The following is a 20,189-nucleotide window of genomic DNA, read 5'->3' on the forward strand; positions in this document are numbered from 1 at the left end:
ATGCCGTCCGCAAGAGCCATAACGACATCGATGATCGGGGGCGGCACGGGAGGCAACGGAATATATGATTGATTTATAACAACTATTTTATACCACCGATGCTATCCGCATTTTTGATCCACGAACATGCTCCGAGCCTTCGCATGCAAGGGGCTTGCGCCACTGCTCAAACTTGTCATAACGTCATTGCTCGTGCCGCTTTTTTGTGGAGGATGCCGATGTCGCTTGCCTGGATCTCGAAGCTGGCTCTCGCAGCGGGGCTCGTCGCGCTACCCGCGACCGGCTGGGCTCAATCGGTCAACATCTCCTACCTGACCCACTGGTCGCCGGAGACGGTGGCCTTGCTCGAAGCGGCGGCGAAGGATTTTTCCACCACTCATCCCGATGTCGCCATCACCGTGCGCGCGGTCCCCTTCGGCGACCTGCTGACCACGCTGCGCTCGCAGGGCGGCTCCTCCGACGGCCCGACGATCGGCGGCATCTACGACCTGTGGCTACCGGAACTGGCCAGGGACAAGCTCGTCGCCCCTGCTCCCGACGCTATTGCCAGCGAGGTGAAGAAAGCCTGGCCGGCGGGCATCGTCAGCGCCGCCTCCGTCGGCGGCGCGCTTTACGGCATCCCGAACGAGATCGACGTCTATGCGCTGAACTACAACAAGGAACTGTTCAAGGAAGCGGGCATCGCCGCGCCTCCGAAAACATGGGCCGAATTCAAGGATGCCGCAGTCAAGCTGACCAACAAGGACAAGGGCCAGCAGGGCTTCGGCATGATCAACTCATGGGCGGCGGGCGTGGTCCATCCCTTTGCGTCGCTGCTCGTCTCCAATGGTGGCAACCTGGTCAAGGACGGCAAGCCGGCGCTGGACAGTCCCCAGGCCGGCGAGACCTTCGCGCTCTATGAAGACTTGATAAAGTCCGGCGCGAGCAATCCGGCGATGGCGACCGCCGACGCCAACACCACCGGTCCGTTCCTCGACAATTTCGTCTCCGGCAAGACCGGCATGATCATCATGGCGAACTGGTGGGAAAGCGCGCTCAAGACCGGCATGGGCGACAAGTTCACGAACATCGCCACAGCGCCGATCCCKGTAGGCCCGGGCGGCGATAAACCGCATTCGATCTCCTATTCCTGGATGACCGTCGTCAACGCCAAGGCCGGCGAGGCCGAGCAGAAGGCGGCCTGGGAGTTCCTGGCCTGGCTGAACAGCCCGAAATCGGGCAAGAACGGCGCCTCGGCCATGTCCGACATATTGATGTCGATGGGCATCCTGCCGTCTCGCACTTCCGACATCGAGGCGCATAAGGACAAGCTCGGTTCCGAATTCCTGTCCGGCTATGTCAGCGTGCTTGCCGATGCGCGGCCATTTCCGGTCGTGCTCGGCGGCCAGGAATTCTCGGAATCCCTGCAGCAGACGCTCGAGGCGTTGCAGTATGGCCAGGTCTCGGCCAAGGATGCGCAGGCGAACGCTCAGGCCGACGCCACGTCGATCCTGGAGCGTGCCGCCAAATAGTTCGGGTCCCTGACCGGAAGCAGGTGAATGGCCAAAGCTTTCCGTGCCTCGGCGGGCATCATGCTTGCGCCCGCCGTGACATTGATCGGCGTGTTCGTGCTTGTGCCGATGCTGCTCACCGTCTGGCTGTCCTTCCAGGACTGGTCGACGCAGACGCCTTTTTCCGAGGCGAGCTTCGTCGGCCTCGGCAATTTCCACGAGATATTCGGCCCGACCTCGGTCGGCCGCGACTTCAAGACCGCGCTCCTCAACACGGCGATCTACACCGCGCTGTCAGTCGTCCTCATCCTGCCGCTGTCGGTCGTCTTCGGCCTGCTGGTCTATCAGCGCCAGGTCGCTGGCGGCACGGCGCTGCGCACGGTGCTGTTCTCCACCTACATGGTGCCGATGATCGCCGTCGCCCTGGTCTGGTCGAAGCTGTATGCGCCGAGCGAAGGCCCGCTCAACCAGTTGCTCGGCCTGATCGGGATTAGCCCGCAACCCTGGCTCTCCTCGCCGCGCTCGGCGCTGGTCTCGATCGTGTTGCTCAATGTCTGGCAGCAGGTCGGCTATTTCACCGTGCTCGCCATCGCCGGGCTGACGCAGATCCCGGGCAGCCTCTATGAGGCGGCGACGCTCGACGGCGCCAATGGCCGGGAGCAGTTCCGCTTCATCACCCTGCCGCTGCTTCGCCGCACGCTTCTGTTCAGCGCCGTCATCGCCATCATCAACGCCGTGCAGGTGTTCGAGCCGGTCGCGTTGATCACGCAAGGCGGACCGGTCGGCTCGACCAATGTGCTCACCTACCATATCCGCCGCGTCGGCATCGAACGCGCGCAAGGCGGGCTGGGTTCGGCCATGGCGGTGATGTTGATGATCTCGCTGATCGTCTGTGTTTCGGCGCTGTTTGCGTTCGTCAACCGCAAGGACAGCGAATGAGCGCGGCAACCCGATCGCCCGCCCGCAAGCGCCCTTCGGGGCGCAAGGCGCTGCTTGCGACCGCAATGCTTCTGGTCGCCGTCGCCTCCGCCTTCCCGCTCGCCTGGATGGTGCTATCCAGCCTGAAGACGCCGGCCGAGACCATGCAGGTGCCGCCGGTCTGGATCCCGCACACGCCCACGCTCGATGCCTATGAAAAGGTCGCTGGCGTCATCAATGTCGGACGCTCGATGTGGAACTCCCTGGTCATCGCCTCGGTCACCACGGCGGGCATCCTGATCACCAGCATGATGGCCGGCTACGCCTTCGCCAAATACTCCTTCCCCGGCCGCTCGCTGCTCTTCTCGCTGCTGATCGCCACCATGTTCCTGCCGCCGATCGTGACGCTGATCCCGCTCTACCGCACGGTCGGCTCGATCGGGCTGAACGCTAGCCTCGCCGGCATCATCGTGCCCAACCTCGCCAACGCCTTCGGCATCTTCCTGATGCGCCAGTTCATCGCCGGCGTGCCCGACGACCTCATCGACGCTGCGCGCATGGACGGCGCCTCCGAGCTGCTCATCCTCTACAAGATCGTGGCGCCGAGCGTGGCGCCGGCAATCGCCGCGCTGGCTCTGTTCGCCTTCGTCTATCACTGGAACAGCTACCTCTGGCCGCTCACCGTTTTGCAGGGCAATGCCGACGCCTATCCGATCGTGATCAGCCTCAGCCGGCTGCTCAGCTACAATCGCGGCGCCGTCAACACCGGCCTGGTGATGGCCGGCGCCACGCTCGCCGTACTGCCGCCGCTGGTGCTGTTCGTCTTCCTGCAGCGCTTCTTCGTCGATTCGATCGTGGGATCGGCGATCAAGGGATAACAGTCGAAAGTGCCCTCACTAACACTTCAGTACGATAAGACATGGCGACTACGCTGCAAATTCTCCATATTACCAATCAGCTGACTTCGTAGCTTCGCCATAACATCCAAACCCATTCCAAGCCCCGCGTGTTGCGCGCTATAAACGCGCACACACGAAAAAGAGACATTAATGACCATCGTAATAGCGCTTCGTCGAGACGAAGAAATACTCCTTATGGCGGATACAAAGGTAACCGACGCTAACAGCACCGGGCCAAATATTATTCCAGGAAGACTTAAAATAGTCACTATCGGCCCTCGTGTGTCAGTCGCCTTCGCCGGCAACGCTGATCCCGCAGGCGTAGCGTTGAGGGAAGCTAGGAAGGAGCTCCAACATGACGGCTTGGTCCCTGCAGTCGAGGTCCTGAAACAATATTCTAGCGACGGCACTGTAGACTTCTTGGTTGCAGCCCATACCCCCGAGATATCGTTACTGCGTCTACGTCGCGGCGTATCACTTGAGGTTGCCGATGTCTGCACGCTACGGCATGACGATCCGTTCCGAGAAGACATCGACAGGGCAAGGGTGACACATGACAGTCAATCGCTTGCCAAAAGTGATCTACGTTCCCGATTTATAGATCGATTGATGACGAACCGATCCGATCTTGGACTCCACATTGGGGGCATTCCTATCTGCGTTAGTGCCGCTTCCTCAGGGCATCGATATCTTGGGCAAACTGGAATTTACACTTACAAGTTCCCACCATTGAAAGCTGGACAGGAAACTCATCAGCCCATCGAGCAAGTCTATACTGGGGACGGACATTTTCAACTAAGCGTGGTACCCAGCGACGCTGATGATGTACCTGTTGTTGGTGTTTGCCTCCTCCAAGCACGAACGGGATATGTCTTTTCGCCGATCGAACAGCCTGAGGCCTTCGTCATTCCTCTTGCACCCCCAACTTTGGAGTGGGAAGGACATGAGCAACAAATGTTTGGCACGCTGAAAGCAGCGATCGCGACGCACGTTGACACTGTTTCTGATGGATAACAGCTTATCTCGATCTCRCTCCTTCACCCAAACCGCGCCGGCGTCCAAGCTCCGGCCGCCGCATTCGACTCTACCGCGGCGGCGACGAACTTCACGCCGCGCGCGCCGTCGACCACGTCGGGCACCTGTGCCGCCCGGCCAGCATCGACCGCGCCGCCCGCGCGATGCGCGCGGATGATATCGGCGGCGTCACGGTAGAAATTGGCGAAGGCCTCGATATAGCCTTCCGGGTGGGCGGCCGGCATGCGCGAGACGCGCCGCGCTTCCGCGGTCGAGCCATGGCCGCCGCGCACCAGCGTGCGCGTTTCCTCGCCATAGGGCGAGAAGCGCAGTTCCTCGGGCCGTGATCCTGACCATTCGAGCCCGGCCTTCTCGCCATAGATGCGCACCGAGAGATCGTTGTAATGGCCGGGCGAGGTCTGGCTGGCGAGAATCGTGCCGCGTGCGCCGCCTGCCCAGCGCACGAGCACATGCGCGTTGTCGTCGAGCCGCCGCCCGGGCACGGCGGTGAAGAGGTCTGCCGAGACCGCCTCCGCCTCGAAACCGGAGACGAAGCTTGCGAGGTTGAAAGCATGCACGCCGATATCGGCGAGCACCGCCGATTGGCCGGCGCGCGCCGGATCGGTGCGCCATTCCGCCTGCTTCTGGCCCTCGGCGTCGATCGGCTTGGTCAGCCAGTCCTGGATATAGGCGCCGTGCACCGACACGATGCGGCCGAGCTCGCCCGCCGCCACCATTTCGCGCGCCTGGCGGACCATGGCGTAGCCGGTGTTGTTGAGCGTGACGACGAAACGGCGCTGCTTCGCTCGCGTCAGCGCCACCAGCGCTTCAGCCTCCTCAAGCGTCGTCGACAGCGGCTTGTCGCAGATGACGTCGATGCCGGCCTCGAGGAAGGCGGTCGCGATCGGCGCGTGCAGGTGGTTGGGCGTGACGATGACCACCGCCTCGATGCCATCGGCCCGCGCTGCTTCGGCCTTCGCCATGGCGCGGTAATCGGCATAGCTGCGCTCGGGCGCGATGCCGATCTCCGCGGCGGAGGCCGCGGCGTTCTCCGGATCCGAGGACAATGCGCCCGCGACCAGCGCGATCTGGTCGTCGAGCCGCATGGCGAGGCGATGCACGGCGCCGATGAAGGCATTGCGGCCACCTCCGACCATGCCGACCCGGAGACGTTGACGCGACGTACCATCGGCGGTTGCATAGACCATGATTGCGATTATTCTCCCAGGTTCGACATGCCGGCCGGTGCGGATACATGACCGGCGGCGGTTGTTTTCGAATGATATTTCTATTTTTCGTTTTGTAAAACGATTGTGCCGCGTTAGCTTTTTACCCTCGGTCCAGGCGATGGACCGCATCCGGAGGGCAGGGATCGGATGACGCATCCGATGGTTGGGGTCACGATGAGGCATATCCTATGAGCGGCCGCGGCAAGGCGGCCGACGAGCCGTCCACGCATAGCCTGGAGACGGCGGCGAGAAAGCGGAGTCGAGCACTGGCAGCACTTGGCTATACAAAGCCGCAAACCTATGAAGAGCTGCGGGCGGTGCTTGCGTCGGGAACCGTGCATTTCCCGAAACGGCTTCGCCAGGTGGCGATCTTCCTCTGGCAGCATCCGAGCGATGTGGCGCTTGGCACGATCGCGCAGGTGGCGGACCAGGCCGGCGTGCAGCCCTCGACCCTGGTGCGCTTCGCGCAGATCTTCGGCTATTCGGGCTTTTCCGATTTCCAGCTCCTCTTCAAGGACCGCATGAAGGGCTCCTGGCCGGATACGCAAGGCAGCCAGGAAAAGCCCGCGGAGCCGAATGCAAACCTGCATTTCCTCAACGGCATGGTCGGCGCCTGCCAGGCCTCGCTCGGCCGCATCGGCAATGATTTCGATAGCGCCGCTTTCGAGACGATGATCGATCACCTGGCGGCGGCGGAACTGATCTATGTCATCGGCAGCAAGCGTGCCTTCCCCGTCACCACCTATCTGTCGCTGACGCTCTCGCAGCAAGGCGTACGCAACGTGCTGGTCGACAATGTCGGCTCGACCGCGCTCGACCAGGTCGGCTGCATCACGCCGCGCGACGCGGTGCTCGCCGTCTCTTTCAGTCCCTACAATTCGATCACGCCCGACCTCGTCGCCGTCGCGCATGAGCGCAAGGCGCGCATCCTCACCATCACCGACAGCACCTTCTCGCCGCTGGCAAAGCTCTCCGACACCTGGCTGGAAGTGGTCGAGCAGGACTTCGGCGGTTTCCGCTCGCTCGCCGCCTCGCTTGCCGTCGGCATGGCCTTGGTCCACGGCGTCGTCGCGCGCCGGACAGGCTGACCGGCGTGGTTGACTAAAGAGAACTATCGTTCCATATTTGAAAAAATGGAAACTTTATTCCGGGAGGAGGAATGGAGGTTCGTCTCGACGGCAAGGTGGTGCTGGTCACCGGCGCGACGCAAGGCATCGGCCGGGCGATCGCCGAGATTGCCGCGCGTTCCGGCGCTGCCGGATTGCTGATCACTGGGCGAGACCAGAAGCGCGGCGACGCGGTGGCCGCCGAGCTTGCGGCCATGGGCACTCCTGCCGCCTTCGCTGCTGCCGATCTCGGCGATCCCGAAGCTCCGGCGCAGCTGGCGCAAGCCTGCATCGACCGCTTCGGCCGCATCGACGGCCTGGTCAACGCCGCCGGCCTGACCGACCGCGCTTCCTTCGCCGATGCAACGCTCGACGACTGGTCGTCGCTGTTTGCCGTCAACGCCCGCGCGCCGTTCTTCCTGATGCAGGCGACGATCGCCGATATGAGGAAACACGGTCAGGGCGGCTCGATCGTCAACATCCTGTCGATCAACGCGCATTGCGGCTCGCCGGAGCTGGCCGTCTATTCCGCCACCAAGGGCGCGCTGGCGACGCTGACCAAGAACGCCGCCAATGCCCACCGCTTCGACCGCATCCGCGTCAACGGCATCAATGTCGGCTGGACCGACACGCCGGCCGAACGCGTCATGCAGGCCGAGACGCTCGGCCAGGGTCCGGGCTGGCTCGACGCGGCCAATGCGACGCAACCCTTCGGCCGCCTGTTCTCCGTGACCGACATCGCCAACCTCGCCGTCTTCCTGCTTTCCGACGCGGCCGGCCCGATGACCGGCGCGCTGGTCGACCAGGAGCAATGGGTGATCGGAGCCAACCGGTGAGCGCCGAGACCCTCAGCCCTGCCCTGCTCGATCGCTTGCCGTCCGAAGTCCGCAGACCGGCTTACGATCGCGCGGCACTCAAGCCGGGAATCGCCCATATCGGCGTCGGCGCCTTCCACCGTTGCCACCAGGCCGAATACACCGACGATCTCCTGGCGAAGGATTTCGGCCGCTGGGGGCTGGTCGGCATCAACATACGCCCGCCTTTGCTGGCCGACACGCTGGGGCGCCAAGGTGGCCTTTACACACGGTTGATCCGTCAGAACGATGAGGTGGAAGCGCGCGTCATCGGCAGCATCGCGCGCGTCGTCGACAGCCAGGACAGTGCCGAGCCGGCGCTGGAGGCGCTCGCCTCGCCCGACATCGAAGTCGTCACCATGACGGTGACCGAAAAAGGTTATTGCCACATCCCCTCGAGCGGCGCGCTCGACCTCGACCACCCCGATATCGTCCACGACCTCACCAATCCCGAGGCGCCGCGCAGCGTGCCCGGAATCCTGGCACGGGCGCTGGAACGGCGCATGGCCTCGCATGGCCGGCCGGTGACGCTGCTCTCCTGCGACAACATCCCGACCAACGGCATCATCCTCGGCAATGTCGTGCGGACATTCGCGGAGCGGCGCGGCAGGCGGCTGGCGGACTGGATCGAGGCCAATGTCGCCTTCCCCTCGGCCATGGTCGACCGCATCGCGCCGGCGACGACCGAGGCCGATATCGATACGGTTGRGCAGCGTTTCGGCTACCGCGACAACGCCGTTGTCGTCGGCGAACGCTTCCGCCAATGGGTGATCGAGAACCGCTTCGCCGGACGCGTGCCGCGCTGGGACCTTGTCGGCGCAACCTTCGTCGACGACGTCACGCCGTTCGAGCACCTCAAGATGCGCGTGCTGAACGGCGCCCAGACGACGCTCAGCTATCTCGGCGTTCTGGGCGGCTTCGAGCACACCTTCGAAACGATCGCTGACCCGCTTCTGGCAAGCTTCGTCCGGCGCATGCTGACTGAGGAGACGCTGCCGACGCTGATGCCGGTGCCCGGCATCTCGCCCGCTGCCTATGTCGAGCAGAGCCTGTCGCGCCTCACTAACACCGCGATCCGCCATCGCAACCACCAGATCGCCACCGACGGCTCGCAGAAAATCGTGCAACGCCTGCTCAACCCTATCCGCGATCGTCTGGCGAAAGGCGGGAGCATCGCGCTTCTCTCGGTGCCGGTCGCCGGCTGGATGGCCTATCTGATCAAGGCTTCTGCCCGCTTCGGCCGCGCCTGGCAGGTGTCCGATCCGTTTGCCGACAAGATCGCAGCCATTGCCGATCGCATCGGCTCGAACAGCAACGCGCTTGTCGATTCGATCCTTGCGATCGACGCCATCTTCGATCCGCAACTGGCCGCGAACGCAACATTCCGCGCGCATGTCGTCGCCGACCTCGACGGCCTGCTCTCGAATGATCCGACGGGCTTTGTCAGACAAGTCTGTACTGGGCCAACAGATGCGCGGTTGAAGCAGCCGGCTCGATCTGCATAGTTAGCTATTGGGAGGCATCATGAAACTTGGACTGCTAACAGCACCGTTTCCGGATACGCCGCTCGGCGAGGTTGCCGACTGGGCGCGCTCGGCCGGCTTCGAGGCGCTGGAAATCGCCTGCTGGCCGAAGACTTCCGGCGCCAGCCGCCGCTATGCCGGCACCAGCCATATCGACGTCGATATCCCTGCCGCGCAGGCGAAGGACATCGCCGCCGAGCTTGCCGGCAAGGGCCTGGCCGTCTCCGGCCTCGGCTTTTATCCCAATCCGCTCCATCCCGACCAGGCGCATCGCGAGGCTGTGATCGATCACCTGAAGAAGGTGATCGTGCTGGCGAGCCGCATGGGGGTCTCGCTGGTCAACACCTTCTGCGGCGGCGACGCCTCGAAAAATGTCGACGCCAATTGGGAAGACGCGAAAAAAATCTGGCCGGCGATCATCGCCCATGCCCGGGAGCATGGCGTGAAGCTCGCCTTCGAGAACTGCCCGATGATCTTCAGCTATGACGAGTGGCCAGGCGGGCACAACATCGCCTACTCGCCTTACGTCTGGCGCCGCATCCTCGAAGCCTGGGGCGGCGATGTCGGCATGAACTTCGACCCCTCGCATCTCGTCTGGCAGATGATCGACAAGGAGCGCTTCATCCGCGAGTTCGGCGCAAACATGCTGCATGTGCATGCCAAGGACCTGATGATTGATCATGATGGTTTGTACGAGCGCGGAATCCTTTCCGCTGGCATAGGCTGGCAGGTGCCACGCATGCCGGGGCTTGGGGACATCGAGTGGAGCAGGATTTTTTCGGGCCTCTACCGGGCCGGTTACGACGGGCCCGTCATCATCGAGCATGAGGACCGGCGCTTCGAGGGGACGGATGAAAAGGTGAAGCGCGGCTTCCTGCTTGCCCGCGACGTGCTGCRCCCTTTCATCAAATGACGAAAGCTTGGCTCCGATCGCTTCGGCGCCCAGGAACTAAACTGAAAATCGAACTGAACTGAAAAGATCAATGTGGAGGAATACTGACATGAAAAGATATCTGACCGCCTCGCTGCTTGCCGGCGCCGCCCTGCTTGCCACGGTGGGCGTCTCGGCCGCCGCCGGCAAGTACACGATCGGCATTTCCAACACCGTGCAGGGCAATGGCTGGCGCGAGGAAATGATCTGCGCGATGAAGGCGCAGGCGCTCGCTTCCGGCGAGGTGGCGAAGCTCAACATCGCCCACCGCAACACCGACGCCGCCGGCCAGCTCGAGGACATCCGCAACCTGATCAGCGCCAAGGTCGACGCCATCGTCGTCAACCCGGCCGATCCGGCCGGCATCAAGGCTGGCCTGGAAGAAGCCACCAAGGCCGGCATCGTCGTCGTCGCCGTCGACCAGGCGGTGACGGAACCGTCCGCCTACATCATTTCCAACAACCAGGAACAATACGCCTATCTCGGCGCCAAGTGGCTGTTCCAGCAGATGGGCGGCAAGGGCGAGGTGTTCTACATGCGCGGCGCCGCCGGCGCTTCGGCCGACTCTGATCGCGACAAAGGCTTCAAGAAGGCGCTGGCCGAATTCCCTGACGTGAAGGTCGCGCAGGAAGTATTCACCGGCTGGCAGCAGGACCAGGCCAAGCAGCAGATCCTGTCCTTCCTCGCCACCGGCACGCCGATCAACGGCATCTGGACCTCGGGCATCGACAACGTCATCGTCGACGCGCTGGTCGAGCAGCAGGCGCCGATGGTGCCTGTGGTCGGCGCCGACAATGCCGGCTTCGTCGGCCAGTTGAGCTCGGTCAAGGGCCTGGTGGGCGCTGCCGTCACCAATCCCGGTTCGATCGGCGGCGCCGGCGTGACCCTGGCGCTGCAGATCCTCGACGGCAAGAAGCCGGCGCAGCAGACCGTTCTGGTCGAGCCGCAGCTCTGGGAAAACGCCACCGACGAAGGCAAGGCCAAGCTGAAGCGCGTCGTCGACCCCTCGCTCAGCCCCGAATGGCCGGTGTCGATCTCTATTCCCGACTGGACGACCTACACCAAGGATCAGATCGTCGCCTGCAAGGGCCCGGGCGAGTAAGCGCCTGATCCGAACGCAAGCGTAAGGACGCCGGACCAAGGTCTGGCGTCCTTGCCATTTGATTTGGCACGCATAATTTGAGCCTTTAAATCGAGAACGCCTTGACCGCCAACCCTCTCCTCGACGCCACCGGCGTGGCCAAGAACTACGGCGCCGTTGCTGCGCTGCGCAACGCCTCGCTCTCGGTGCTGCCGGGCGAAGTCCATGCGCTGATGGGCGCCAACGGCGCCGGCAAGTCGACGCTGGTGAAGATCCTGACTGGCGCGATCAAGGCCGATGCCGGGCGCATCCTGATCCGCGGCAAGCAGCTCGATGTCCGCTCGCCGGCCGCCGCCCGCCGCGCCGGCCTGCTGCCGGTCTACCAGGAACCTTCGCTGATCCCCGACCTCGATGTCCTGTCCAACCTGCGGCTGACCGGCACGCCGGTCGAGCCCTTCCGGGCCTGGGTGCGCGAGCTCGGCATTCCCGACCTCGATATTCGCGAGACCGCCCGCCATATCCCGCTGGCCATCCTGCGCGTGCTCGACCTTGCCCGAGCGCTTGCCGTGGAGCCCGACGTGCTTCTGCTCGACGAGATGACCGCGGCGCTGCCGGCGAACCTCGCCGAGAAGGTCCTGGAAGTCGTGCGCCGCCAGGGCGACGCCGGCCGCTCGGTCATTTTCATCTCGCACCGTTTCGTCGAGATCTCCGCGCTCTGCGACCGCGCCACCGTGCTGCGCGACGGCTCCACGGTCGGTGTCGTCGACATCGAGCCGGGCATCGAGGAAAGAATAGTCGAGATGATGCTCGGCACCCGCATCGAGAAGACACGCGTTGCCGCGCGCGCGGCAAACGATGTAGCGATTGCCGGTGGTGGCCGCCCGCGCCTGTCGGTCCGCAACCTGCAGCTCGGCACCAAGCTCAACGACGTCTCCTTCGATCTCGCCAATGGCGAGGTAGCCGGCGTCTTTGCGCTCGAGGGCCAGGGCCAGGACGAGCTCTTCGCCGCTCTTGCCGGCTCGATCCGCCCGACCGGCGGCAGCATCGACGTCGACGGCGCGCCGGTGAAATTCTCGCATCCGAGCGACGCCATCCAGGCTGGCATCGCCTATGTGCCGGGCGACCGCACCGAGGCTTTGGCCATGCAGCGTTCGGTGCGTGAGAACATCGCCCTGCCCTTCAGCGCCGCGCTGCGCAAATGGGGGCCGATCCGCATGCGCCGCGAGCAGGTGGTGGTTTCCGGCGCCATCGGCAGGTTGCAGATCGACACCCGTGCGCAGGGCGAGGTGCAGCGCCTTTCCGGCGGCAACCAGCAGAAGGTGACCATCGCCCGCTGGATCGCGGCCAACGCCCGCACCATCCTTTGCTTCGACCCGACGCGCGGCATCGATGTCGGCACCAAGCAGGAGATCTACAAGCTGCTGCGCGAGCTCGCCGGCCAGGGCAAGTCGGTGCTGTTCTACACATCCGAGATGGAAGAGGTGCAGCGTGTCTGCGACCGCGTCATCGTCATCTTCGGCGGCCGCGTCGTCGATACTTTCCCGGTCGAAGAGGCCGACGAGCCGGCCTTGATGCGGGCCGCCTACGGCCTGCCGCGCGGCGCCAATGCCGATGTCGGCATCCTTGCCGAGGTCAAACCCGGTTCCAATGCGGAGGCCGCGTCATGAGCCGCTTTCTCCGCAACCAGGGCTGGGTGGCAGGCCTCTTCGCCCTGCTGATCTTCCTCTTCGTCGTCACCAAGCTGATCCAGCCGGGCTATGGCAGCGGCGATTTCGGCTCGCTCGCGCGGGCGGTTCTGCCTTACGCTTTCGCCGTCGCGGCCCAGACGGTCGTCGTCATCGCCGGCGGCATCGACCTTTCGGTCGCCGCCATGATGGCGCTCACCAGCGTCACCGCAGCCTCGATGATGAACGGCGCCAGCGAGGAATATGCGCTCTTCGTCGTGCCCTTCGTGCTGGCGATGGGGCTGGCGCTCGGCGCGCTGAACGGCATCCTCATCGTTGTCACCCGTGTGCCCGACATCGTCGTCACTTTGGCCATGCTGTTCGTGCTGCAGGGCGCGGCGCTGCTCGTGCTTGAAGCGCCCGGCGGCGGCGCCGCCGAATGGCTGAAGGCAAGCGTCGTCGGCACCGTACCGATCCCCGGCCTTCCCGATTGGGCCGACGCCTGGGTGCCGAAGGCGCTGGTGCTGCTCCTCGTCTGCCTCTGCATCGTCTGGATTCCGCTCAGGCGCTCGCGCCTTGGCCTTTCCATATACGCCATCGGCAGCAACGAGCTTGCCGCCTTCCGCAGCGGCGTGCCGGTGGCGCGCACCAGGATCGTCGCCTATGCGCTGTCCGGCCTGTTCGCCGCGCTCGGCGGCCTGTCGCTCACCATCAGCACCGGCATCGGCGCGCCCATCCCCGGGCCTTACCTGCTCGCCAGCGTCGCCGCGGTGGTGCTGGGCGGCGTCGCCCTCGGCGGCGGCAAGGGCGGCCTGCTCGGGCCGATCATCGCCGTCTTCGTGCTGAGGCTGGTGCGCACCGACCTGACGCTCTTGGCCATCGATCCGAATGTCACCGCCATCATAGAGGGCTTGATCATGGTCGCGGTCGTGATGTTCGGCGCCTTCATCACCATGCGCAGCCGCCCGGCGGGAGCAACGCCATGACCGACATCGCGACCATGCCCCAGCCTGTCTCGTTCGGCCGGCGCCTGAAGCGCTTCATGGCGGACCGGCCGCTCATTCCGCTGATCATCCTTTTGATCATCCTCGTGGTGATCCTGCAGGTGCTGCGCCCGGGGATCGTCAACGAGCGCTGGCTCGCCAACACGGCGAAGTTCGCCATTCCGCTGGCGATCCTCGCCGGCTGCCAGACCATGACCATGCTGACCGGCGGCATCGACCTTTCCGTCGGCACGGTGGCGACGATGAGCGCCTTCATCATGGCCACCCAGATCGTCAACCAGGACCCGGCGGTGGCGTTTCTGCTCGCCATGCTGCCCGCCGTGCTGATCGGCTTCGTCAACGGCATCGGCGTCGGCGTGTTCCGTGTCCATCCGCTGATCATGACGCTCGGCACCAGCCTGATCGGCACCGGCTTCCTGCAGGTCTACCAGCGCACCGTGATCGCGTCCGGCGCCAAGATCCCCGATTTCCTCAACTGGCTGGGCACCGGCGTCACCTACGGCTTCCCCAACGCGCTTCTCCTGTTCGTGCCGGTGGCCGTGCTGATCGTCTTCATGCTGAACCGCACCGGCTTCGGGCGTCTGCTCTATGCCGTCGGCGACAATGAGCGCGCCGCACGCCTGTCAGGCGTGCGCTATTGGCAGGTGATCACGGCGCTCTACGTGCTTTCCAGCCTGCTCGCCGGCATCACCGGCCTGCTCTATATCGGCCTGATCAAGGCGCCATCGCTCTCGCTCGCCGAACCGCTGGTGCTGCCTTCGGTGGCCGCCGCCGTCATCGGCGGCACCTCGATCTTCGGCGGTCGCGGCGGCTACACGGGCACCATCATCGGCGCGCTGATCCTGACCGTGCTGACGACGCTGCTCACCATCCTGCAGATGCCGGAAGGCGGCCGCCGCATCTTGTTCGGCTTCATCGTGCTATTCGTGACGGCGGCGTATCTGCGGATCGTCGAGGACCGCTGAAAATCGGCAGTGACAGGAACGGTTCACTCCGCCGCCTGCATCGGGCGGGCATCGATCATCGCCTTGATCTCCGACCGGCATGAGCCGCAATTGGTGCCGGCGCGCAGCTTCGCACCGATCGCTTCCAGACTGTCGCATCCGGCGGCGATCGCGGAAGCGAGCTGGTTGGCGCCAACATGGAAGCACGCGCACACGACGCGGCCGATGGCAGGCATGGGCACCGGCGAGCGTCCCGACAGAAGCGCGTGACGATCGGCCGTGGACAGCGGCTGGCGCGTGGCAAGCAACGACACCAGCCAATCCCGCGCCGGCAATTGGTCCGGAGCGGCGGCAAGCAAGGCTTCCGCCATGACGCCGCCATCGTCGATCGCCGCGGCGCGATAAGCAAGGCCGCGCCGATCGGTGTACTCCAGGAGCTGATCCCGTCGCTGCACGCCAAGCAGCTTGCGCGCCAGGAGGATGCCCTGGTCCGGCGGCTCGGTTCCGGTCAGCTCGTAGACCCAGCCGCCGTCGACCGCATGCCGGCTCCAGTGGACGAAGCCCGTTGGCCTCAGATCGCGGCGCGTGATGAGGACGCCGGTCCATCCGGTGTTTTCGCGCACGATCCTGGCCGGGACATGCTTGAGCTCCGGCTGGCCGGAATGCGGATCGGTGACGGGTGAGGACAAAAGGCCCGCTGCGGCCCTAGCCGCGAACTGGCCGCTCCAATGCATGGGCATGAAGGCCTGGCCACGCCGCTGCGCCTCCGTCACGCGCACCCTGGCGCGGACGAAGCCGAAGCGGGTCGACAGATGGGCGAGATCGCCATCCTTGAGACGGTGCGCGGCCGCATCCGCCGGATGGAGCTCGACCGCCGGTTCCGGCGCATTCGCCATCAAACGCGGCACGTTGCCGGTGCGCGTCATGGTGTGCCACTGATCGCGCAGCCGGCCGGTGTTGAGGGCAAGCGGGTAGTCCGCGTCGACCGCGAAAGCCGTTGCCTCCTGCCGCACCGGCACGAAACGCGCGCGGCCATCGGGCGTCGGGAAGCGGCCATCGCCGAACAATCGTGTCTGCTGCTCGCCTCGCTCCAACACGGGCCAATGACGCGGCGCGAAGGCGGAATAGTCTTCATCGCTGAAGTCAGCCATGCCGCCGATACCGAACAGGCGCCCGCCCCCGTTCTCGAAGGCGGAAAGCGCCGCATGCTCGCGAAAAATCTCGGCCGGCGTCTGGTAGGCGAAGGCATCACCAAAGCCCATGCGGGCCGCGACCTCGCAGACGATGCGCCAGTCGGCCCTCGCCGCGCCCGGCGGCGGCAGGAACGGCCGCTGGCGCGAGAGCCGCCGTTCCGAATTGGTGACCGTGCCATCCTTTTCGCCCCAGGCGGCAGCCGGCAGCAGCACGTCGGCATAGCGCGTGGTGTCGGTGCGGGTCACGTCCGAGACCACCACGAACTCGCATTTGGCTAGCGCCGCGCGCACGCGCGACGCATCCGGCATCGAGACGGCGGGATTGGTGCCCATCACCCACAGCGCCTTGATGCGGCCGTCGGCGACCGCCTGGAACATGTCGACAGCCTTCAGGCCGCCGCGCCGCGCGATGTTGGGCGCGTTCCAGAAGCGCGAGACACGGTCGATGTTGGCCTCATCCGCAAAGTCCATATGCGCGGCAAGCTGGTTGGCCAGACCGCCGACCTCGCGGCCGCCCATGGCGTTCGGCTGGCCGGTGACCGAGAACGGCCCCATGCCGGGCTTGCCGATGCGGCCGGTGGCGAGATGGCAGTTGATGATGGCGTTGACCTTGTCGGTTCCATGCGCCGACTGGTTGACGCCCTGGCTGTAGACCGTGACGGTCCGCTCGGTGCCGGCGAAGAGATCGTAGAAGGCCCGGACATCGGCGGCCGCCAGCCCACAACCTTTCGCGACACGCGCGATCGTCGGTGCATCGGCGCCGGCCAGCCCGGCTGCGGCGTCGAAACCCGACGTATGCTCGCGGATAAATCCGGTATCGATCTTCTCGGCCTGGACGAGATATGCGAGCAGCCCGTTGAACATAAGCACGTCCGTGCCGGGGTCGAGCGCCAGATGCAGGTCGCATTCGTCGGCAGTCGCGGTGCGGCGCGGATCGATGACGACGATCTTCGTCCCACGCTTCCTGCGCGCCGCTAGCATGCGCTGGTAGAGCACGGGATGGCACCATGCAGTGTTGGAGCCGGTGAGCACGATGAGATCGGCGCACTCGAAATCCTCATAGACGCCGGGGACGATGTCCTCGCCAAAGGCGCGGCGGTGGCCTGCGACGGACGATGCCATGCAGAGCCGCGAATTGGTGTCGATATTGGCCGAGCCGATAAAACCCTTCATCAGCTTGTTGGCGACGTAATAGTCCTCGGTGAGCAACTGGCCGGAGACGTAGAACGCGACCGCGTCCGGCCCATGCTCGGCAATCGCCTGCGAGAATTTTGAGGCCACGCGGTCGGACGCTTCGTCCCAGCTCGCCGGCTTGCCGAGCACCTCCGGCTGAAGCAGACGGCCTTCGAGGCCGAGCGTCTCGCCGAGGGCGGACCCCTTCGAGCAGAGCCGGCCGAAATTGGCCGGATGCTCGGGATCGCCGCGGACGGTCGCCTTGCCGTCCGCGGCGATCTCGGCCAGCACGCCGCATCCCACCCCGCAATAGGGGCAGGTGGTCCTCACCTTGCGTGCTTCTGCCATGCCTCAGGCCGCTTTCGAGACCAGCGCTTCGAGCGCGATGAACAGCCGGTCTCCCTCGACCTTGACGGGAAGCGTCGTGACCGCGCCTTCGTCGGCGCCGAGCGCTTTGCCCGTCTCCAGCGAGATCACCCAATTGTGCAACGGGCAGGTCACCGCCGCGCCGTGGACGATGCCTTGGCTCAGTGGCCCGCCCTTGTGCGGGCAATGATCGTCTATGGCATAGACCTGGTCGTCCGCAGTGCGGAAGACGGCGATCTTGCCTTGCGGAGTGGCCACGCAACGCGCGCCGCGCGGCGGGATGTCAATGATGGAGCCGATGGCGATCCAGTTCATGCCGTCTCTTTCCTGTCGACTCACTCCGCCGCCTCCGCGAACCCGACGGAGGCCATCGGGCGGAACTCATGCTTGTCCTTGCCGGAGACCCGCTCYGACCACGGATCGACCTGCGCGAATTTCTGGCTGAAGACGAAGCGCTCGAAATAGGCGCGGCGCTTTTCGGTGTCGTTCAGGATCTGCTTCTTGATCTCGGCGGTGCCGATGCGCTTGGCCCATTTGTAGATGCGCTCGAGATAGCGGGCCTGCTCGCGATACATCTGGACGAGCGCCACGATCACCTCCAGCGCCTCGTCCTCGGTCTTCGCCAGGCCAAGCACTTCGGTGCCCCTGATGTCGAGGCCGGCCGCGCCGGCGAAGTGGATCTCGTAGCCGGAGTCGACACACACCACGCCGACATCCTTGCAGGTCGCTTCGGCGCAATTGCGCGGGCATCCCGACACCGCCATCTTCACCTTGGCCGGCGTCCAGGAACCCCACATGAACTTCTCGATGCGGATGCCGAGCCCCGTCGAATCCTGCGTGCCGAAACGGCACCAGTCGGAGCCGACGCAGGTCTTCACCGTGCGCAGGCCCTTGGCATAGGCATGGCCGGAGACGAAGCCGGCCTTGCCGAGATCGGCCCACACCGCCGGAAGATCCTCCTTGCGGATGCCCAGCATGTCGATGCGCTGGCCGCCGGTCACCTTGACCATCGGGATCTCGAACTTGTCGACCACGTCGGCGATGGCGCGCAATTCGCCGGCGCTGGTCACGCCGCCCCACATGCGCGGCACGACCGAATAGGTGCCGTCCTTCTGGATGTTGGCGTGCACGCGCTCATTGATGAAGCGCGACTGATAGTCGTCGGCATATTGGTCGGGCCAGTCGCAGACGAGATAATAGTTGAGCGCCGGCCGGCATTTTGCGCAGCCGCAGGAGGTCTTCCATTCGAGCTCCTGCATGATGGCGGGGATCGTCTTCAGGCCCTTCGCCTTGATCAGGCGCCGCACGTCGTCATGGCCAAGGCTCGTGCAGCCGCATATCGGCTGCACTGCCGCCGGATTATAGGCATCGCCCAACGTGAGCTTTAGCAGCTGTTCGACCAGACCGGTGCACGAGCCGCAGGAGGCCGAAGCCTTCGTATGCGCGCGCACATCGTCGAGGCCGGTCAGCCCCTTGGCCGTAATGGCGCCGGTGATCTTGCCCTTGCAGACGCCGTTGCAGCCGCAGATTTCCGCATCATCCGCCAGTGCCGCAACGGCCGCCAAAGGGTCCGAGGAAGCGCCTCCCTGGAACGCCTGGCCGAAGATCAGCGTGTCGCGCATCTCGGAAATGTCGGTCGCCTTCTTCTTGAGGTCGTTGAACCAGGCGCCGTCGGCCGTCTCGCCGAACAGCACCGTGCCGATGATGCGGTTGTCCTGCAGCACGACGCGCTTGTAGATGCCGGCCGATGCGTCGCGCAGGATGATCTCCTCGCGGTCCTCGCCATCGGCGAAGTCGCCCAGCGAATAGAGGTCGATGCCGGTGACCTTGAGCTTGGTCGGCGTGTCGGAGTGAACGAAGCGCCTGTCCTCGCCATCCGCGAGCCCGGCCGCCGCGACCCGCGCCATCTCGTAGAGCGGGGCGACCAGACCGTAGACATGACCGCCGACCTCGGCGCATTCGCCGAGCGCCATGATTGCCGGATCGGATGTCCGCATGCGGTCGTCGACGACGATGCCGCGATTGACCTCGAGCCCGGCCTCCTTGGCAAGCGCGGTGCTCGGGCGGATGCCGACCGCCATCACCACCAGCGTCGCCGGGATGATCGTGCCGTCCATCAGCTCGACGCCTTCGACCTTGCCGTTGCCGACAATCGCCTTGGTGTTGGCCTTGGTCATGACCTTGATGCCGCGCGCCTCGACGGCCTTCTGCAGCAGGTAGCCGGCGGCCGGGTCGAGCTGGCGCTCCATCAGCGTCGGCATGACGTGCAGCACGGTGACGTCCATGCCGCGTTCCTTGAGCCCTGCCGCGGCTTCGAGGCCGAGCAGGCCGCCGCCGATGACGACCGCCTTGGCGCGCGACTGCGCCGCAAGCAGCATGGCGTTGACGTCGTCGAGGTCGCGGTAGGTGAGCACGCCGGGCAAGTCCTTGCCGGGCACCGGAATGATGAAGGGCACTGAGCCGGTGGCGATGACCAGCCGGTCGTAGCTCTCGGTCACGCCATGGTCCGAGGTGACGGTCTTGGCGTCCCGGTCGATGGCGACGATCCGATGGCCCTTGTAGAGGGTGATGCCGTGCTTGATGTACCAGCCGTCGCCATGGATGACGATTTCCTCGAACGCCTTCTCGCCCGACAGCACCGGCGACAGCATGATGCGGTCGTAGTTCACGCGCGGCTCGGCGTTGAAGATGGTAACGACGTAGCGGTCGGGCGCTGCTTCCAGCAGGTGCTCCAGCATCCTGCCCGGCGCCATGCCGTTGCCGATGATAACGAGTTTCTCGCTCATGTCGGTCTGCTCCG

At 64.9% G+C, this 20,189-nt stretch carries 16 protein-coding genes; 12 read left to right on the top strand and 4 right to left on the bottom strand.

Annotated elements, in window-relative coordinates:
* The first annotated feature begins 218 nt into the window (after positions 1-218).
* The 4 genes from LCM4577_RS06175 (at position 219) to LCM4577_RS06190 (ending at position 4,321) form a co-directional block, all read left to right on the top strand.
* Positions 219-1,511: an ABC transporter substrate-binding protein gene (locus tag LCM4577_RS06175; RefSeq protein ID WP_071070227.1), complete on the top strand. Its 1,293-nt coding sequence runs from the start codon at positions 219-221 to the stop codon at positions 1,509-1,511.
* Between the two features lie 27 nt (positions 1,512-1,538).
* Positions 1,539-2,429: a carbohydrate ABC transporter permease gene (locus tag LCM4577_RS06180; RefSeq protein ID WP_071070229.1), complete on the top strand. Its 891-nt coding sequence runs from the start codon at positions 1,539-1,541 to the stop codon at positions 2,427-2,429.
* Entirely contained in the window at positions 2,426-3,286 is an 861-nt protein-coding gene (locus LCM4577_RS06185; protein WP_071070231.1) for a carbohydrate ABC transporter permease, read from the top strand. The genes LCM4577_RS06180 and LCM4577_RS06185 overlap by 4 nt, the downstream gene beginning before the upstream one ends.
* A 171-nt stretch (positions 3,287-3,457) precedes the next feature.
* Complete coding sequence (locus LCM4577_RS06190; protein ID WP_131803251.1) at positions 3,458-4,321, top strand: hypothetical protein; 864 nt, start codon at positions 3,458-3,460, stop codon at positions 4,319-4,321.
* Positions 4,322-4,344: 23 nt separating this feature from the next.
* On the opposite strand, the gene LCM4577_RS06195 is transcribed toward LCM4577_RS06190, so the two are convergent.
* A complete protein-coding gene (locus LCM4577_RS06195; protein WP_071070235.1) occupies positions 4,345-5,529 on the bottom strand; it encodes a Gfo/Idh/MocA family protein in 1,185 nt (394 codons plus the stop codon).
* Between the two features lie 209 nt (positions 5,530-5,738).
* Here LCM4577_RS06195 and LCM4577_RS06200 point away from each other — a divergent pair, with 209 nt between their 5' ends.
* The 8 genes from LCM4577_RS06200 (at position 5,739) to LCM4577_RS06235 (ending at position 14,678) form a co-directional block, all read left to right on the top strand.
* Positions 5,739-6,638 carry a MurR/RpiR family transcriptional regulator gene (locus tag LCM4577_RS06200; protein ID WP_071070237.1) on the top strand — a complete coding sequence of 300 codons (900 nt, stop codon included), beginning with the start codon at positions 5,739-5,741 and terminating at the stop codon, positions 6,636-6,638.
* Positions 6,639-6,709: 71 nt separating this feature from the next.
* Complete coding sequence (locus tag LCM4577_RS06205) at positions 6,710-7,492, top strand: SDR family oxidoreductase (RefSeq protein WP_041004872.1); 783 nt, start codon at positions 6,710-6,712, stop codon at positions 7,490-7,492.
* A complete protein-coding gene (locus LCM4577_RS06210) occupies positions 7,489-9,015 on the top strand; it encodes a mannitol dehydrogenase family protein (protein ID WP_244508232.1) in 1,527 nt (508 codons plus the stop codon). The genes LCM4577_RS06205 and LCM4577_RS06210 overlap by 4 nt, the downstream gene beginning before the upstream one ends.
* Positions 9,016-9,034: 19 nt before the next feature.
* Positions 9,035-9,946 (top strand): sugar phosphate isomerase/epimerase, encoded by a 912-nt coding sequence (locus tag LCM4577_RS06215; RefSeq protein ID WP_071070241.1) that lies wholly within the window; start codon positions 9,035-9,037, stop codon positions 9,944-9,946.
* A gap of 88 nt (positions 9,947-10,034) precedes the next feature.
* A complete protein-coding gene (locus LCM4577_RS06220) occupies positions 10,035-11,066 on the top strand; it encodes an ABC transporter substrate-binding protein (protein WP_071070243.1) in 1,032 nt (343 codons plus the stop codon).
* A 101-nt stretch (positions 11,067-11,167) separates the two neighbouring features.
* Complete coding sequence (locus tag LCM4577_RS06225; RefSeq protein WP_071070244.1) at positions 11,168-12,712, top strand: sugar ABC transporter ATP-binding protein; 1,545 nt, start codon at positions 11,168-11,170, stop codon at positions 12,710-12,712.
* Positions 12,709-13,695 carry an ABC transporter permease gene (locus tag LCM4577_RS06230; protein WP_071070246.1) on the top strand — a complete coding sequence of 329 codons (987 nt, stop codon included), beginning with the start codon at positions 12,709-12,711 and terminating at the stop codon, positions 13,693-13,695. Before LCM4577_RS06225 ends, LCM4577_RS06230 begins: the two co-directional genes overlap by 4 nt.
* A complete protein-coding gene (locus tag LCM4577_RS06235; protein ID WP_071032768.1) occupies positions 13,692-14,678 on the top strand; it encodes an ABC transporter permease in 987 nt (328 codons plus the stop codon). The genes LCM4577_RS06230 and LCM4577_RS06235 overlap by 4 nt, the downstream gene beginning before the upstream one ends.
* Positions 14,679-14,701: 23 nt before the next feature.
* Here the strand turns inward: LCM4577_RS06235 and LCM4577_RS06240 are convergent, their stop codons facing one another.
* Genes LCM4577_RS06240 through nirB form a run of 3 tightly spaced genes read right to left on the bottom strand, consistent with a single transcriptional unit; the run spans position 14,702 to position 20,175 of the window.
* A complete protein-coding gene (locus LCM4577_RS06240; protein ID WP_071070248.1) occupies positions 14,702-17,371 on the bottom strand; it encodes a nitrate reductase in 2,670 nt (889 codons plus the stop codon).
* 3 nt (positions 17,372-17,374) lie between these two features.
* On the bottom strand, positions 17,375-17,704 hold the full coding sequence (gene nirD / locus LCM4577_RS06245) for a nitrite reductase small subunit NirD (protein WP_071032765.1): 330 nt from the start codon (positions 17,702-17,704) through the stop codon (positions 17,375-17,377).
* A 20-nt stretch (positions 17,705-17,724) separates the two neighbouring features.
* A complete protein-coding gene (gene nirB / locus LCM4577_RS06250) occupies positions 17,725-20,175 on the bottom strand; it encodes a nitrite reductase large subunit NirB (RefSeq protein WP_071070250.1) in 2,451 nt (816 codons plus the stop codon).
* Between the last annotated feature and the right edge of the window lie 14 nt (positions 20,176-20,189).

The organism is Mesorhizobium sp. LCM 4577, assembly GCF_001854795.2.
Classification (GTDB): domain Bacteria; phylum Pseudomonadota; class Alphaproteobacteria; order Rhizobiales; family Rhizobiaceae; genus Mesorhizobium; species Mesorhizobium plurifarium.

Excerpts from the sequence above, each read along its gene's own strand:
- LCM4577_RS06200 (WP_071070237.1), top strand. The coding sequence starts at position 5,739 with ATGAGCGGCCGCGGCAAGGCGGCCGACGAGCCGTCCACGCATAGCCTG.
- LCM4577_RS06180 (WP_071070229.1), top strand. The coding sequence starts at position 1,539 with ATGGCCAAAGCTTTCCGTGCCTCGGCGGGCATCATGCTTGCGCCCGCC.
- LCM4577_RS06240 (WP_071070248.1), bottom strand. The coding sequence starts at position 17,371 with ATGGCAGAAGCACGCAAGGTGAGGACCACCTGCCCCTATTGCGGGGTG.
- nirD (WP_071032765.1), bottom strand. The coding sequence starts at position 17,704 with ATGAACTGGATCGCCATCGGCTCCATCATTGACATCCCGCCGCGCGGC.
- LCM4577_RS06230 (WP_071070246.1), top strand. The coding sequence starts at position 12,709 with ATGAGCCGCTTTCTCCGCAACCAGGGCTGGGTGGCAGGCCTCTTCGCC.
- LCM4577_RS06190 (WP_131803251.1), top strand. The coding sequence starts at position 3,458 with ATGACCATCGTAATAGCGCTTCGTCGAGACGAAGAAATACTCCTTATG.
- LCM4577_RS06195 (WP_071070235.1), bottom strand. The coding sequence starts at position 5,529 with ATGGTCTATGCAACCGCCGATGGTACGTCGCGTCAACGTCTCCGGGTC.
- LCM4577_RS06220 (WP_071070243.1), top strand. The coding sequence starts at position 10,035 with ATGAAAAGATATCTGACCGCCTCGCTGCTTGCCGGCGCCGCCCTGCTT.
- LCM4577_RS06205 (WP_041004872.1), top strand. The coding sequence starts at position 6,710 with ATGGAGGTTCGTCTCGACGGCAAGGTGGTGCTGGTCACCGGCGCGACG.
- LCM4577_RS06235 (WP_071032768.1), top strand. The coding sequence starts at position 13,692 with ATGACCGACATCGCGACCATGCCCCAGCCTGTCTCGTTCGGCCGGCGC.
- LCM4577_RS06185 (WP_071070231.1), top strand. The coding sequence starts at position 2,426 with ATGAGCGCGGCAACCCGATCGCCCGCCCGCAAGCGCCCTTCGGGGCGC.